12 protein-coding genes are annotated in these 15,746 nt (G+C 55.6%); 3 read left to right on the forward strand and 9 right to left on the reverse strand.

Annotated elements, in window-relative coordinates; translation table 11 throughout:
• Positions 1-48: 48 nt before the first annotated feature.
• Positions 49-2,973, reverse strand: a complete 2,925-nt coding sequence (gene ehaB, locus V6940_RS06010; RefSeq protein ID WP_333495199.1) for an autotransporter adhesin EhaB — start codon at positions 2,971-2,973, stop codon at positions 49-51.
• 525 nt (positions 2,974-3,498) lie between these two features.
• Here ehaB and hemB point away from each other — a divergent pair.
• On the forward strand, positions 3,499-4,473 hold the full coding sequence (gene hemB, locus V6940_RS06015; protein ID WP_035895610.1) for a porphobilinogen synthase: 975 nt from the start codon (positions 3,499-3,501) through the stop codon (positions 4,471-4,473).
• 211 nt (positions 4,474-4,684) lie between these two features.
• On the forward strand, positions 4,685-6,391 hold the full coding sequence (locus tag V6940_RS06020; protein ID WP_333495200.1) for a lysophospholipid acyltransferase family protein: 1,707 nt from the start codon (positions 4,685-4,687) through the stop codon (positions 6,389-6,391).
• Positions 6,392-6,503: 112 nt separating this feature from the next.
• On the opposite strand, the gene tauD is transcribed toward V6940_RS06020, so the two are convergent.
• The 8 genes from tauD to V6940_RS06060 all read right to left on the reverse strand — a co-directional run bounded on the left by tauD (position 6,504) and on the right by V6940_RS06060 (position 15,291).
• Positions 6,504-7,355, reverse strand: a complete 852-nt coding sequence (gene tauD, locus V6940_RS06025; protein WP_333495201.1) for a taurine dioxygenase — start codon at positions 7,353-7,355, stop codon at positions 6,504-6,506.
• Entirely contained in the window at positions 7,352-8,179 is an 828-nt protein-coding gene (tauC, locus tag V6940_RS06030; protein ID WP_333495202.1) for a taurine ABC transporter permease TauC, read from the reverse strand. Before tauC ends, tauD begins: the two co-directional genes overlap by 4 nt.
• Complete coding sequence (tauB, locus tag V6940_RS06035; protein WP_123650125.1) at positions 8,176-8,943, reverse strand: taurine ABC transporter ATP-binding subunit; 768 nt, start codon at positions 8,941-8,943, stop codon at positions 8,176-8,178. Before tauB ends, tauC begins: the two co-directional genes overlap by 4 nt.
• 10 nt (positions 8,944-8,953) lie before the next feature.
• The gene (gene tauA, locus V6940_RS06040) at positions 8,954-9,919 is read right to left on the reverse strand and encodes a taurine ABC transporter substrate-binding protein (protein WP_333495203.1); all 966 of its coding nucleotides are present in this window, start codon (positions 9,917-9,919) and stop codon (positions 8,954-8,956) included.
• Between the two features lie 251 nt (positions 9,920-10,170).
• Complete coding sequence (mmuM, locus tag V6940_RS06045) at positions 10,171-11,103, reverse strand: homocysteine S-methyltransferase (protein ID WP_333495204.1); 933 nt, start codon at positions 11,101-11,103, stop codon at positions 10,171-10,173.
• Positions 11,090-12,499, reverse strand: a complete 1,410-nt coding sequence (gene mmuP / locus V6940_RS06050) for an S-methylmethionine permease (protein ID WP_333495205.1) — start codon at positions 12,497-12,499, stop codon at positions 11,090-11,092. The genes mmuM and mmuP overlap by 14 nt, the downstream gene beginning before the upstream one ends.
• A gap of 279 nt (positions 12,500-12,778) precedes the next feature.
• Positions 12,779-13,900: a ribosomal protein uL16 3-hydroxylase gene (locus V6940_RS06055; protein WP_333495206.1), complete on the reverse strand. Its 1,122-nt coding sequence runs from the start codon at positions 13,898-13,900 to the stop codon at positions 12,779-12,781.
• Positions 13,901-13,992: 92 nt separating this feature from the next.
• Positions 13,993-15,291: a sensor domain-containing diguanylate cyclase gene (locus V6940_RS06060; protein ID WP_333495207.1), complete on the reverse strand. Its 1,299-nt coding sequence runs from the start codon at positions 15,289-15,291 to the stop codon at positions 13,993-13,995.
• 81 nt (positions 15,292-15,372) lie between these two features.
• Between V6940_RS06060 and V6940_RS22755 the strand changes: the two genes are divergently transcribed.
• Positions 15,373-15,672 (forward strand): ECs_2282 family putative zinc-binding protein, encoded by a 300-nt coding sequence (locus tag V6940_RS22755; RefSeq protein WP_442910782.1) that lies wholly within the window; start codon positions 15,373-15,375, stop codon positions 15,670-15,672.
• The last annotated feature ends 74 nt before the right edge of the window (positions 15,673-15,746 follow it).

A 15,746-nucleotide genomic window follows, 5' to 3' on the forward strand; every position in this document is an offset into this window, starting at 1 on the left:
GAATAAAGCGTAAAACACCGGAAAGTTTCCTTCCCGGTGTTATGAGGATTACCAGGTGTATTTCACACCGGCGTTAGCCGCCCAATCCTGATCAACATCGCCGCCGCCGAGGTAGTTAACACCGGTGTAAGCGCTGAAGTTTTTGGTGAAGCTAACCTGGCTACCCAGACCAACGCGAACCGCTGAACCTTTCACGCCGTTGTCGATGCTGTCGCCATTAACGGTGGCATCGTTGCTGGAATCGTCATACACGTAAGCCAGTTTGAAGTACGGAGATACCGCCTGATCGCCGAAGTTGAAGCTGTAACCGGCATCGAAACCGAGTTCATAACGCAGGCTGTCGTAGTCCTGGCCCTGAACTTTCATGTCGTTGCTCAGACGATAGTGGTCGCCAGACTGGAACAGACCAGAAATTGCCCCGTACGGAGTCACGTAACCCGCATCGTTGATTTTCCAGTCGTAGCCCATTTTCAGACCGAAGCCCCATGCATTTGCAGTAGAGTTGCCGTCAACATAGGTACCGTCGCTCATGTTTGCAGTCAGGTCGTTGTTGAAGCGGCTGTAGTTCAGGTTGCCATCAACAAAGATGTTGTTTGCGAAACGAGCGCTGGAGTAGATGTAGGCAGACTGGCTGTCCTGGTCAACCTGACCGGTACGTTCGTTCATGTCGCCTTTCGCGAAGGCCGCAGCGGCACCGACGATCCACTGTGCATTATTGCCGTCGATCTTAGAATCCACACCCACCATGATGCCGTTGACATCCTGGTCGTAGTTGAGGACATCGTTGTCACCACTGAAGCTACCGCCGAAGTAGCTGACCCATGCGCCACCGTTGTCGGTGAAGCCATGACGAGCTGTGTTCAGACGGGTGTTCAGGGCATCCTGCTGCAGATTCCAGATGTTGGTGTTAGCAGATGGGATGCTCAGGGCCATATTCGCGTAGTCGGTCAGGCGAGTCTGTTCCATCACTACGGTGTTGCCAACCTGCTTAGCCTGATAGGTGTAAGCACCCAGATCGGCTTTGTTTGCCGCAGAGAAGGTTGCGGTGCTGTTCTGATCGTTAACGTAGATAAGCTCTTTGCCTTTGTAATCAGCAATGGAACCTTTACCTGTTGCGTCATCGATACGAACTTTATAGTTACCGCTTGCTGCTGCAACGCTATCGCCAGCGTTATCCACTTCAGACTGGTCGGAAGAGGTATCTGAATCGCCGTTACCGTTGATGGTCAGGTGACCGTCAGAGTTCATGGCGATAACACCGTAGCCATAGTTAGACTTGGTGGTGTCGTTGGTACGGTCGTTGGTCAGATCGGCATTCAGCACGAAGTTGTTGCTATGAATATCGAATACGCCAGCCTTCACTTTACCGTTAGAGTTTGTGGTGCTGGTCAGATTCAGCGTGTCGGTCTGCAGCGCATACGCGGTGCTGTTACCCACATCAAGAACACCGCTGTTGGTGACGTTGATGGTGTTGGCATACAGAGCCGCATCGTCTACGCCCCAGCCAGCAGCAACATCATCAGCAATAGTGACGGTACTGTTGTTGATGGTCAGTTCATCAGTCGCAACGTGGCCATCTTCTTTAATGTTCAGTGCAGAATTGCCGGTCAGAGAAATGGTGTCAGAAACCAGGCTGGAATCAGCAACATTGACAACGGAACCGCTGTTAATGCTCAGAGTATCGATCAGAGAAGTTTTAGTGGTATCCCACTGCGAACCATTTTTCAGGGTCACATTGAACAGGCCGCTCTGGTAAACGTTCTTACCGACCACGTGACCATTTTCGTCATACGATGTATCGCTGTTATCAATCCCATAGGTTGACCATGGCCACAGGCTGTTAGCTGCAACGTCAATCAGCGTAGCAGTGGCTTCAGTACCTGCCGCATAGCTGTCGTAAACACCATCGCCGTCAGTGTCAACCTGGTGCGCAGAGATAGCCGCGCCGACCCACTTGCTGCCGTTATCCAGAGTAACATCCATACGATCGGTGCCGTCCCAACCGTTAGTATCTACGGTGGAATCGGTATCACGATAGCTGTCAGCGCCGTTAGGGAAGAAGTTCTCGTCGAAGTTGCTGGAGAAGAAGACATCACCGTTCAGGGTAGCGTTGCTGAGGTTAACGGTGGTCTGCATTGCGTTATCAGCAGATGGGTTAGCAATAGCTGAAATTGCAACGTCATCAGCGGTGAAGCTGGAGCCATTGTAATCGCTGGCATTGCTGTTATTGCCGAACCAACCGGAGGTACCTTCATCAGACCATGAGCCAGAGGTCACGGTAGAATCAGTCACGTTGATAGTGTTATTAAATACTTCGCTGCTGTTTACACCGGTGCTGACGGTATTATCGTCAACATCGCTCCACTCATAGCCTTGGGTCAGGGAAATACCGGCTACGTGAGAGTTATTTTTAATAACCAGATCAACTTCTTGATCCAGAGTGATCGCAGTACCCAGGTCATATACGTTAACAACGTGAGTATCTGCAGTGCCATCGGTATACGTACCATTATAAGTATAATGTTCGTAGTTATCATCGATGGTGGAGTTATCAACGGTCAGCGCCAGACGGTCGTAAACATAACCCGTTGCGTCACGATCCGCGCAATCGGTGGTCATGCACTTAGAGGTGATCATACCGTGAACGGTGCTGTTTTTAATGGTCAGACTGTTGGTATTGGTGTTGGTAGAAAGACCATCGTCCAGATAATAGGTAGAAATCACGCCGTTAACGGTAGCGTTATTGATTACCGGATAGATATTGCCGTTATAAACGCTATCGGTCGCGTAGTTGTTCCAGCCTGCATAACCATTAAAGTAAACGCCGTCAGAATAAGTTGCATCGTTATAGTGGTTAAAGGTGGTGTAGGTGGTGCCAGAGATATCAGTAGAAGCATTTGCCTGAGAAGCGATCGCCAAAGTGCAGGCCAATGCTAATTGTGATACTACAAGTTTCTTTTTCCAGGAGTGCATTTGTCATCCCTCCTCAGGGATATATATGTTGGTCCATCAATTAACAATTGCAATAAAACATTCTATGTATGCGGAGAGAATTATGCGACGCTCATGACAAATGGTTCAATTATAGTTTATGCATAGTTCGAATCCGGACAAAAAGAATAAATAAAACCGCCCACCAAAATATAAAACAAAAGAAAATAAGATAGAAAAATCAATAAATTAAAATAAAACAATGAAAGATTTAATAAATAAACTAAGAACTTTAAATTCAACGAATGAATAAAAATAAAATCTGAAAACCATACACAATGAAACACCTAAAAGGTTCATCTATAAATAAAATAAAAGCACACAAATTATATATATCTTAAAGGGATAATAAGAAGATAATATTATCTACCATGATTATTATTAATCTACCTCTTACATTCACTGAGCCCCTGCCTCCACCAACCGCATAAGCACCACTTTGGTAAAACATCTTCGCCCTGATTCGGTTACAATAGCGTTCCTTGTTTCACAAACATCAGGCATACCATGACAGACTTACTCCATCGCCCCCGTCGCCTGCGCAAATCTCCTGCGCTGCGCGCTATGTTTGAAGAGACAACACTGAGCTTAAATGACCTGGTGTTGCCGATTTTTGTTGAAGAAGAAATCAACGATTACAAAGCCATCGAGGCGATGCCGGGCGTGATGCGCATTCCAGAGAAACATCTGGCACGCGAGATTGAACGCATCGCAAACGCCGGCATCCGCTCGGTGATGACTTTTGGGATCTCACACCATACCGACGACACCGGCAGCGATGCCTGGAAAGAAGACGGTCTGGTGGCGCGTATGTCGCGTATCTGCAAGCAGACCGTACCGGAGATGATCGTCATGTCCGATACTTGCTTCTGTGAATACACCTCTCACGGCCACTGCGGCGTGCTGTGCGACCACGGTGTCGATAACGATCTGACTCTTGCCAACCTTGGCAAGCAGGCCGTCGTTGCCGCCGCGGCAGGCGCGGACTTTATCGCCCCTTCCGCAGCGATGGATGGTCAGGTGCAGGCCATTCGCCAGGCGCTTGATGCGGCAGGCTTCACCGATACCGCCATCATGTCCTACTCCACCAAATTCGCCTCCTCCTTCTACGGCCCGTTCCGTGAAGCGGCGGGCACCGCGCTGAAGGGCGATCGTAAAACCTATCAGATGAACCCGATGAACCGCCGCGAGGCGATTCGCGAGTCGCTGCTGGACGAAGCTCAGGGCGCCGACTGTCTGATGGTGAAACCGGCGGGTGCGTACCTCGATATCCTGCGCGATATCCGTGAGCGTACCGAGCTGCCGATTGGCGCCTACCAGGTGAGCGGTGAATACGCGATGATTAAATTCGCCGCGCAGGCCGGCGCAATTGATGAAGAGAAAGTGGTGCTGGAAAGCCTGGGCGCCATCAAACGCGCAGGCGCGGACCTTATCTTCAGCTACTTCGCGCTCGACTTAGCCGAGAAGAAAATCCTGCGTTAATTACGCGCTGGATTTCCCGGCGGCGCTACGCCTGGACGGGCTACGCTTGTGCAGGTAGCCCGGACGAGGCGTTTACGCCTACTCCGGGTTTTCCCGGCGGCGTTGCGCTTGGCCGGGATACATTTCAAGGCCCCCTCAAAACGTCACTAAACCGCCATACAACCGACATATCCCCCTTCTACTGTCACAGCATGACGGAGGAGGAGCCACCATGTTTAGTCTCGACAACGTACTCGATGACCTGTGGCCTCAGGCGAGGCCCGCCCCCTGGCAGAAAAAAGTTCTGAAGAAATTGCTGCATGAAGAAGAATTTCAACAGTTTGCCGCACGCCACCGCCACCTGAAAGGGTTAGATACCGTCGAACAGGTGCTGGAACATCTCAATATTGACTGCGCCGTTCCGGTTCGCTGCCTGGAACAAATCCCTGAAAATGGCCCACTGGTCATCGTCGCTAACCACCCTACCGGCACGCTCGATGGTCTGGCCCTGCTCTACGCTGTTTCCCGCGTGCGTCGCGATGTGAAAGTCGTCACCAACCGTATGTTGACCCACCTTGAACCGCTCAGCTCGCTGTTTATTCCGGTTGATAACATCAACGGCCGCACCTCAAAAGCGGCGCTCCAGCAGATGGACGCGCAGTTGCAAAATGGCGGTGTACTGATTTTCTTCCCGGCAGGCGAAGTATCACGGCTGACACGTCGGGGGATCCGCGATAAAAAATGGCATTCCGGTTTTATTAAGCTCGCGGCCAAATACCGCGCGCCGCTGCTACCGGCATGGATAGACGGTCGGAATAGCGCACTGTTCTACGCCAGCACGTTGATATCACAACATCTGCCGCTGCTGCTGTTGATGCAGCAGATGTTCCGCCGCCGTAACGGCAGCCTGCCGGTGACCATTGGCGAGCAGATCGCCTGGTCCGCGTGGTTTAACCCACAGGCTACGCCGCGTGAAATGACCGAGAAATGCTATCGCCACGTACATCTGTTAGGTAAAGGGCTGCCGGGGATATTTAAAACCGAAAGCGCCATTGCTCGCCCGGAAGCCCGCGCGTTACTGAAGCGCGAGCTGAACCAGGCTGAGTGTCTGGGGCGCACGGCTGACGGCAAAGTGATTTACCTGTGGCAACGTAACGGTCAGGAAGATGCGCCGCTGCTACGCGAACTGGGCCGCCTGCGTGAAATTGCCTTCCGGGCAGTGGGGGAAGGAAGCGGTAAGCGCCGCGATGTCGATGGCTATGATGATGACTATCTGCATCTGATCCTCTGGGATGAAGAAGATCTGGAAATCGTCGGTGCCTATCGCTTTATGCCTACCGCCATGCAGTTAGAAAAGCGCGGGCTGGACGGTATTTACAGCTACAGTTTGTTCCACTACGACGCGCGCATGGACGACATTCTGCAACACGGGATTGAGCTGGGACGCAGCTTTATTCAGCCGCGCTACTGGGGTCGACGCGGGCTGGATTATCTGTGGTCCGGCATCGGTGCCTATCTGGCGCGCTATCCGCACTACCGCTACCTGTTTGGCCCAGTCTCTATTTCAGGCGGACTGCCGCCGTCAGCACGGGATCTGCTGGTCGCTTTTTATCGCCTGTGGTTCCCGGCCACGCATCCGCTGGCGGAGTCACGTCGCCCGTACCCGGCATCATTGCCCGATGTGCTGGCGCAGTTCGGCGGCGAGGATTACAGCGAAGATCTGACGCGGCTAAAATCGCTACTCGGCAACCTCGGCTGCGGTATTCCGCCGCTATACAAGCAGTATTCGGAAGTGTGCGAACCCGGCGGCGTGCAGTTTATCGACTTTGGCAGCGACCCGGAGTTTAACAACTGCGTGGATGGGCTGGTGTTAGTGGATTTGACCTATCTGAAGGCGAATCGGTATCAGCGGTATATCGGGGCGCATTTAGATCAGTAGTGCCCCCTCTTCCTTCCAGGGAGAGGGCTGGGATGAGGGTACTACGTGCACAATCCCCTCACCCTAACCCTCTCCCCAAAGGGGAGAGGGAACAGTCCGGCGTAATGTTCTTTTACGGCGCGCGATAAAACGGCTTATCCCCCAGAATCGTCGCCCGATGCATAATCCGCCGCTGCGGCAGATAGTCCGCATTCGCATAATGCTGCGTCACCCGGTTATCCCAAATCGCCACATCGTTCGGCTGCCAGCGCCAGCGCACCTGAAACTCCGGCTTGGTCACGTGGGTAAACAGGAAGCTCAGCAGCGCCTCGCTCTCTTTTTCCGTTACGTCGACAATCCGGGTCGTAAACCCTTCGTTCACAAACAGCGCCTGCTTGCCAGTCACCGGATGCGTGCGCACCACCGGGTGCAGCAACGGTGGATTTTTGGCAACCGCCTCCTGCCAGCGCAGGTGTTCCTCTTCGGTTTTGCGGTACTTATACTCCTGGAACGATTTACGGAAATCGTGCTCAGCACGCAGGCCGCTCAGCAGCGTCTTAAACGGCTCGGAGAGCGCATCATAGGCTGCAATGCCGCTGGTCCACAGCGTATCACCGCCGGTGGAAGGCAGCTCTTTTGCCGCCAGAATCGCCCCGGCAGGCGGCGTCTCAATAAAGGTGACATCGGTATGCCAATTGTCGTTATCCGGCGGATTATTGTCGTGAGTGTCCAGCACGATAATCTCGTCCACGCCCGGCGCATGTGGGTAAACCGGGTGGATGTGCAGGTCGCCAAAGCGCAGCGCCAGTTCACGCTGCTGCTCAGGGGTAATCAGCTGTTCGCGCAGGAACACTACCTGATGGCGAAGCACCGCGTGATACAGCTGTTCAAACTGGTTATCGCTCAACGGACGGGTCAGGTCCGCGCCGGAAATCTGCGCGCCGATATACGGCCCCAGCGGGGTAATTGCCAGACGTTCACTCATTGTATTTCTCCATGCCAGGGGGTCAGACGGCGCTGAAGCGCACGCAGCCCGAGTTCCAGACTAAAAGCGATAATCGCGATCACCGCGATGCCAGCCAGCACCACGTCGGTGGCTAAAAACTCCCCGGCGGACTGCACCATAAAACCTAACCCGCGGGTCGCTGCGATAAGCTCGGCGGCCACCAGCGTCGACCAACCCACGCCCAACCCAATGCGTAGCCCGGTGAGAATCTCCGGCAGCGCGCCGGGTAAAATCACCAGCCACAATACCTGAGCGCGGCTGGCACCGAGCGACTGTGCGGCGCGAATACGTACCTGCTGCGCGCTTTTCACACCTGCCAGCGCCGACATCGCTACCGGAGCGAAAATCGCCAGATAGATCAACAGGATCTTCGAGGTTTCACCGATCCCAAACCAGATAACCATCAGCGGCAGATAGGCCAGCGGCGGCACCGGGCGATAGAGTTCAATTAATGGGTCGAGGATCCCACGCACCGTTGGGCTCAGGCCCATGGCGATCCCCACCGGAATGCCGATTATCGTTGCTGCTAGCAACGCCACGACGATACGTCCAAGGCTCGCCACCAGATGCTGCCACAGCGTGGCATCCATAAATCCCTGCGGGCTGGCGATGGTCAGCAGCTTATTTAGCACCTGCCCCGGCGCCGGTAAAAACAGCGGGCTAACCCAGTGTGCCGCCGCGACCGCCCACCAGATAGCCAGCAGCACCAGCAGCGTAGCGAGGCTCAGCGTCAGGTGGCGCGAGAGCGGCCAGCGCAGCTTCAGCGTGCGTGGCCGCGGTTTATCATTAATCACCACGCTCATGAAAACGCCTCCCGTTGCTCAAACACTCGGCTCAGCACGTATTCGCGCTGGGCAATAAACTGTGGGTCAGACTTGATGCTACGGCACGATTCACCGGCGACAAATCGACGGGCAAAATCGAGGGATAAACGCTCCAGCACGCGGCCCGGCCCCGGCGACAGCAGCACCAGTTCGGTCGCCATAAACACCGCTTCTTCGATGTCATGGGTAATCAACAGCACCTTTTTGCCGGTTTCATGCCACAGCTTGAGCAGCAGGGTTTGCATCTGCTCGCGGGTAAAGGCGTCGAGCGCGCCGAACGGTTCATCCAGCAGCAACAACTGCGGGTTCGCCGCCAGCGCGCGAGCAATGCCAACCCGCTGGCGCTGGCCGCCGGAGAGCTGCCAGATAAAGCGCTTCTCAGCGCCCTCCAGCCCGACCTTTTTCAGCATCAGCGCGGCAATATCCCGACGCTCGGTTTTGTTCACCCCGGCCAGCTGCAACCCCAGCGCGACGTTATCCTGCACGTTGCGCCACGGCAGTAATCCTTCGTTCTGAAAGACCACGCCGCGCTCGGCCCCCGGGCCATCAACGTGTTTTCCATCAAGGATGATGCTGCCATGCTGATACGGCACGAATCCGGCAATCAGGTTCAGCAGCGTGGTTTTACCGCAGCCGGACGGCCCCAGCACGACCAGCAGTTCGCCGCTATCCAGCGTGAGATTGATATCTGCCAGCGCCGGTTTACCGCCGTAGTCGGCAGAAAGATGCGAGATTTGCAGCATCATGGCCTCCTTACTTCACGAAACGATCGGTGACGTATTGGCTGTAGTCAGTCGCCACCGCCGGGACTTTGCCCTGCTCTTTGAGGAACTGCGCGGTATCGACAATCGCCTTATTCACTGGGCCGTTAAGCGCCTGTGCCTGCTGTTCGGCGGTGAGATAGGTGTTGCCCTTCACCAGCCCAGGAACGTCCGCTTCAGGAACGCCGCTCAGGCGCGCCAGCTTGCTGATGTTCTCCGGCTGGGCCAGCCATTTATCCGGGTTGTCGATATAGCCGCGCTGGGCGTCAATCGCGCTTTTGGCGAAGGCTTTCACCACCTCAGGATGCTTGTCGGCAAAATCTTTGCGTACTACCCACACGTCGAGCGTTGGCGCCCCCCACTCACCGACTTTGGACGAGTCGGTCAGCACGGTGCCGTCTTTTTCCAGCTCATTCACCGCCGGCGCCCAGACGTAAGCACCGTCAATGTCGCCGCGCTGCCAGGCGGCAATAATCGCCGGCGGCTGCAGGTTCAGGATCTGTACCTGACCAGACTTGATGCCCCAATGCTTGAGCGCCGCCAGCAGGCTGTAGTGAGTGGTAGAGATAAACGGTACGGCAATACGTTTGCCAATCAGGTCTTCAGGCTTGGTGATGGCTTTTTTCACCACCAGCGCTTCGGAGTTGCCGAGCTGTGAGGCCAGCAGGAAAACTTCAATCGGCACCTGCTGGCTGGCGGCAACGGCCAGCGGGCTTGAGCCGAGGTTGCCAATCTGAACATCGCCGGAAGCCAGCGCGCGGACGATGCTCGCGCCGCTGTCAAACTTGCGCCAGTCCGGTTTTGCACCACTCAGCTTTTCGAAGGTTTTGTCCGCCTGCGCCACTTTGGCGGGTTCCGCGGAGGTTTGATAGGCGATGGTGACGTCCACGGCCTGTGCCTGGAATGCCAACAGTGCCAGCGTAGCGGCGATAAGGGTGAAACGCGATGCGATTGCCATAATGTCCTGCTCCCATGTCTTGTTATGGAGGCAGTATTTCCGGCGCGGGGTATTTGATAAAGGAATTAAAAATGCTTGTTAATTCCAATTCGTTTTTAGAAGAAAAGTGGCAAAAGATAGTTGGGGAGTGGGATTTCCCCGGAGATATCGTAGGTCTGATAAGCGAAGCGCCATCAGGCAGCCCGGCGCACATCGCCGGATGGCGGCGTCGCCTTATCCGGCCTACATGTGACCCCCGGGTAACTACCGTATCAGCAGTGCGCCTTCAGCGCCGCGATATCCTTCGGCGTGGTCCGACAGCAGCCGCCAATCAACTTCGCCCCTGCTGCCAGCCACTGTGGTAGATAGCCTTCCAGCGTAGCGCAGGCTTCGCCGTGGTGATGCCAGGTTTTGCTTACCGCATCGTAATGCTCGCCGGAGTTGGGATAAACCACCAGCGGCAGCGGCGTCAGGCCATGCAGATATTCCAGCGCCTCGACGGTATTTTCCAGCGCGATACAGTTAATACCCACCGCCAGAATCTGCGGATAGTCCGCCAGTAACGCCAGCACATCCCGCAACGGCGTGCCATCGCTCAGGTGCTGAGCATCGCGCAGGGTAAACGAGAACCACGCCTGCGCCACCGGGTACTCTTCCAGCAGCTGCGCCAGTGCGCGAATTTCATCAAACGACGGCAGGGTTTCGCAGGCCAGCAGGTCAACGCCCGCCTCCAGCAAGGCTTCAACACGCGGGCGATGAAAATCCTGAAACACCTGCGCGCTGCGCTGGTAGTCGCCGCGATACTCTGAACCGTCCGCCAGATAAGCTCCGTACGGCCCCACGGAACCGGCAATCAGCAGCCCCTTCGCCGCCGGGTTTTCCGCGTAGTACGAGTCGCGAGCCTGCTTCGCCAGCTCCACGCTTTTGGCGATCAGCGAGCGAGCCTGGGTTTCATCCAGACCGCGCGCGGCAAAGCCGTCCGGCGTCGCCTGATAGCTGGCGGTAATCGCCACCTGTGCCCCGGCGCGGAAGTAGTCGAGATGCACGTCATAAATCAGCTGCGGGTTTTCCATCAGCACTTTCGCCGACCACAGGCTGTCGGCCAGGTCGCAGCCGCGCGCCTCCAGCTCGGTCGCCATCGCACCGTCGAGCAGTACAAAGGGATGGTCAGTCAGAATTGAGGTTAAGGGATTATTCTGCGGCATGCTGCGGCGCCTCCTCGGTCGGGCGTGAACGTGTGAGATAGTAGGCACCATAACACAGCGCCACAAACGGGATCCCGCACCACAGCGCAATCCGCTGTGAAGGGTCAAAAGCGAGGCCAAGACAGGCCACCACGCAGAGAACAAAGCCCAGCACCGGCACCACTGGATACCACGGCGCGCGGTAGTGCAGTTCGCTCAGCGCTTTCCCCTGCTGCAGATGGCGGCGACGGAACATAAAGTGTGAGGCGCAGATGCTTATCCACACCGCCACCACCGCAAAACCGGAAATCGCCGACAGCGCGACAAACACGGTATCCGGCGCGACGATACTTGAGAACAGCGCCAGCAGCCCGCCGAGCATACTGACCGACAGCGCCACCAGCGGCACGCCGTTTTTGGTCAGCTGCGAGAAGCAGCGCGGCAGCGTACGTTCGTTAGAGAGCGACCACAGCATGCGGCCGGAGGCATACAGCCCGGAGTTCGCCGCCGAAAGAATCGCCGTCAGAATCACGAAGTTAAAAATGTCCGCCGCGTACGGAATCCCGACCTTTTCAAATACCAGTACAAATGGGCTTTTTTCCACCCCAGCCTGCTGCATCGGGATCAGCGCCGCCAGTACAAACACGGTACCGATAAAGAAGATAATCAGCCGCGCAATGGTGGTGCGGATGGCGACCGGAATCACCTTGTGCGGGTTCTCGGTTTCGCCTGCGGCAATGCCAATAAGTTCGGTGCCCGAGAAAGCAAAGTTCACCGCGACCATGGTCATCAGAATTGGCAGCCCGCCGTGCGGGAACCAGCCCTCAGCGGTAATGTTCGACAGCCCCGGCGCCGGCGAGCCGTCCTGCATCGGAATAAAGCCAAAGATAGCCGCGCCACCGAGGATGATAAACGCCACGATGGTGATGACCTTCACCAGCGAGAACCAGAACTCGCCTTCGGCAAAGAAGCGAGTCGAAATAACGTTAAGGCCGAAAATGAGTACGCAGAAGAGCAGACACCAGATCCACACCGGCACCTGCGGGAACCAGTACTGCATACAGAACCCGGCGGCGGTAAAGCTCGAACCGAGCGCCACCGTCCAGGTCAGCCAGTAGAGCCACGCCACGGTGTAGCCGGTGGCCGGGCCGAGGTAGCGTGAGGCGTAAAGGTGAAACGCCCCGGTTTCCGGCATCGCCACCGACAGTTCGCCAAGGCACTGCATCACCAGCCAGACAACCAGCGCGCCAATCAGATAGGCCAGCAGCGTACCCGCCGCGCCGGTGGTGGAGATGATATAGCCGGTATTGAAAAATAGCCCTGTGCCAATAACGCCACCCAGCGACAGCATAATCAGGTGGCGGGTTTTCATGGTGCGCTTTAACTGCCCACCTTGTTGTTGTGTTGTGTTTTGCATTATTACCTTCTAAACGTATGGACATCTAAACATCCAAATCAGAAGGAGGTTATACAACGATTGGTCAGCAATTGCAAAACGGGGGGATCACCAGAAATGAGGGAGGGTGCGGGGTTTTCCCCTCACCCTAGCCCTCTCCCCAAAGGGGCGAGGGAACCGTTCGGCATCGTTGGTAGGGATGGTTTTCTCCCTCTCCCCAATGAGGCGAGGGGGCCGCTTTACTCCCTCTCCCTTTCAGGGAGAGGGCCGGGGTGAGGGTACAACGCGCACCCTCACCGCCTACTCGTCGAAGAACCAGTACCCCTGATTAATCAACGCCGTCAGCTCCACCACAAACGCCGGATTCTGCAGCGCCTCACCCAGCAGTGTTTTATCCACTTCGGTAAAGTGACTCAGCGCGTCCATCGCCTGCGGCTCGCAGGTTTCTACCCGCTCGCTGTTAATAAAGAAGCAGCCGCCGATATTCAGCACCCGCAGGCCGTTCAGACGGCGCAGGGTTTCACCGTCTTCCAGCGCGGCAGCAACCTCTTCCGGCTCGTACGGCGGCTCGGCTGGCGCAAGATCCAGCTCATGACGCGGCGTGCTGATAAAGCTGCCGAACCACTGCTTAAAATCATCCGGCTGGCGGATCATATCGATCATCATGGTGCGCAGACGCTCCAGCTCATGATCTTCCACTTTCCCTGCGTGTTCGCGGCAGGTCAGATCCGGGTCAGTGTAGTACTTCTCGCCCAGATCGTTTTCCAACGCGTAATCGGCAAAGCTGCTGATCAGATCGCGACCGTTCGGCCCGCGGAAACCAACAGAGTAGTTCAGCGTCGCTTCGAAGGTATAACCATCGTGCGGGAATCCTGGTGGAATATAGAGAATATCGCCCGGCTCCATTTCCACTTCAATAATTGGCGTAAACGGCTCGACGTGCAGCAGCGCCGGGTGCGGACAGTGCTGTTTTAACGGCAGCGCATCACCCACGCGCCAGCGGCGGCGACCCATGCCCTGGATAATAAACACGTCGTACGGGTCAATATGCGGCCCCACACCGCCACCCGGCACCGAGAAGGAGATCATCAGATCGTCCAGCCGCCAGTCCGGCAGCACGCGGAACGGACGCACCAGTTCGGCGGAAGGTTCATGCCAGTGGTTCACCGCCTGCGCCAGCAGCGACCAGTTTTCCTCGCCCAGATGGTCAAAATCTTCAAATGGGCCGTTGCTGGCCTGCCATTTGCCGTCGACATGGCTAACAAGACGGCTGTCGACTTCCATCTCCATCGCCAGACCGGCCAGTTCGTCCGGGGTAATCGGGTCAACGAAGTTCGGGAACGCGTTCTTCAGGACGACCGGTTGCTTCTGCCAGTATTTTTCTAAAAATTCCGGCCAGTTGAGGTTCAGTTGATAAGCCATGTTTCTTTACCATCACAGTAGAGGAGTAGGCCCGATTATAAAGAGGCCCGCAGTGGGCCTCTTTGTGGTGAATCAATTGCCGAGCCTTCTGCTTACACCGCGACGACGCGGTTACGCCCCTGCTGTTTGGCGCGATAAAGCGCCGCATCACTGCTATGGATAAGCTCAGCACCTATATCCGCCGGGCTCTGGATGCTGCACACGTACAGCGGCGCATCCCAGGTCATCACGCCAAGACTGATGGTCAGCACGCCGCCAAGCGGGCTGGTTTCATGCTCGATATTCAGATCCATCACCCGTTCGCGCAGACGCTCGGCCACCATTCGAGCCCCCTCTGCCCCAGTGTCCGGAAGCATGATTAAAAACTCTTCGCCGCCGTAGCGGCTGACGCTATCGTCCGGCCTCAGCCCTCCCCTCAGCGTGTCCGCCACCGCCTTCAGCACGCGATCGCCCGCCTGATGGCCGTAGGTATCGTTATAGCGTTTGAAAAAGTCGAGGTCGGCCATGCACAGTGAGAGTGATGCCCCCTCACGCTGGGCGCGGGTGATCTCATAGTTCAGCCGTTCATCCATGTAGCGGCGGTTGAACAATCCGGTCAGATGGTCCCGCTCGGCGTACTGCAACAGCACCTGGTTGGCGCTGGCGAGCTGCTGCTCCGCCAGCTTGCGGTCGGTAATATCCATCCACGCGGAGGAGATCCCCGCCACGTTTCCGCCCGCGTTATATACCGGCATTGGCTTAATATAGAAATAACGCCCGTAGAGGAAAACCTCTTTGCTGGCGATCTCCTCTCCGGCATCAAGTCGAATAAAATCCTGCTGAAACAACAGATTCCATTCCGGCATGATATCCCGCAGGCACTGGCCAATCAGCGCATCCTCCGGCTGACCGAGCAGCTCGCCCATCGCTTTATTTGCTTTAGTGAGCTGTCCAAAGCGGTTAATCACGCACAGCGCCAGCGGCGTGTTCTGGTAGATAGACTCCAGCTGCAATACCCGTTCACCCAGCTGAGAGATGTCGCGGTCGATACCGCGATACCCGGTTAACTCTCCCTCGGCATCAAAAAGCGGAATACCGCTGGTTTCGATGATCACCGCACTGCCATCTGCCCGACGGTTGCGGTTAATCATGCCGTTGAAGGGCTGCCGGGAAGTCAGCACATCGCCAAAGAATTTCTGCACCCGTTCCGATTCTGCCGGTTCCATAAAATCAAACGGCGCGCGACCAAGCACCTCTTCAGGCGAGTAGCCCAGCAGGTTATTCACCACGTTGGACACCCACACATAGCGCCCCTGCGCGTCAACCTCCCAGATCCAATCCGTATTGTGGTTGAGAAGATCCGCGAGCTTATCGGCTTCGCTCATGCTCCCCTGCGCGAATTGCTTATCCATTGCTTTCCCGTCCTTTTCCGTTAGCGCTCCGCTTGCTTTACTGCGCGGTTAAAAAACAACCACTTCATCAACCAACACATAATGAGTGGCTATTTAATAATCACAAATGCTTTAACAATATGTGCTATTGAACTATTTTATAGCAAGAATAAAGGAGGCCGGTTTGTGATTTTAATAAAATATTCATGTCCTAAATGTAACCATACAACAGAAATTACCGATGTTGAAAAAATAACGAACTCCGCTGATGAATATCCTTTATGCTGCAGCGGCTGCGGCCAGCATTTTAGCAAAGCGACGCTGACTAAATTTGCCCGTCAGAGGGCGGAAGAGATGATAATGCACGCTTTATCGCAATTAAAAAAACAGACCTCGCAATAACATTGCCGTACGCGTTTAGATTGATTAATAGCACTAATTAATTACCCATCGAGATAAATAACGTCAGGTTAGTA

It is taken from the genome of Kluyvera sp. CHPC 1.251, from assembly GCF_036759945.1.
Lineage (GTDB): Bacteria > Pseudomonadota > Gammaproteobacteria > Enterobacterales > Enterobacteriaceae > Kluyvera > Kluyvera sichuanensis.

Excerpts from the sequence above, each read along its gene's own strand:
- mmuM (WP_333495204.1), bottom strand. The coding sequence starts at position 11,103 with ATGCCGCAGAATAATCCCTTAACCTCAATTCTGACTGACCATCCCTTT.
- tauD (WP_333495201.1), bottom strand. The coding sequence starts at position 7,355 with ATGAGTGAACGTCTGGCAATTACCCCGCTGGGGCCGTATATCGGCGCG.
- V6940_RS06055 (WP_333495206.1), bottom strand. The coding sequence starts at position 13,900 with ATGGCTTATCAACTGAACCTCAACTGGCCGGAATTTTTAGAAAAATAC.
- tauA (WP_333495203.1), bottom strand. The coding sequence starts at position 9,919 with ATGGCAATCGCATCGCGTTTCACCCTTATCGCCGCTACGCTGGCACTG.
- ehaB (WP_333495199.1), bottom strand. The coding sequence starts at position 2,973 with ATGCACTCCTGGAAAAAGAAACTTGTAGTATCACAATTAGCATTGGCC.
- tauB (WP_123650125.1), bottom strand. The coding sequence starts at position 8,943 with ATGCTGCAAATCTCGCATCTTTCTGCCGACTACGGCGGTAAACCGGCG.
- V6940_RS22755 (WP_442910782.1), top strand. The coding sequence starts at position 15,373 with ATGAGTGGCTATTTAATAATCACAAATGCTTTAACAATATGTGCTATT.
- V6940_RS06020 (WP_333495200.1), top strand. The coding sequence starts at position 4,685 with ATGTTTAGTCTCGACAACGTACTCGATGACCTGTGGCCTCAGGCGAGG.
- hemB (WP_035895610.1), top strand. The coding sequence starts at position 3,499 with ATGACAGACTTACTCCATCGCCCCCGTCGCCTGCGCAAATCTCCTGCG.
- V6940_RS06060 (WP_333495207.1), bottom strand. The coding sequence starts at position 15,291 with ATGGATAAGCAATTCGCGCAGGGGAGCATGAGCGAAGCCGATAAGCTC.
- tauC (WP_333495202.1), bottom strand. The coding sequence starts at position 8,179 with ATGAGCGTGGTGATTAATGATAAACCGCGGCCACGCACGCTGAAGCTG.
- mmuP (WP_333495205.1), bottom strand. The coding sequence starts at position 12,499 with ATGCAAAACACAACACAACAACAAGGTGGGCAGTTAAAGCGCACCATG.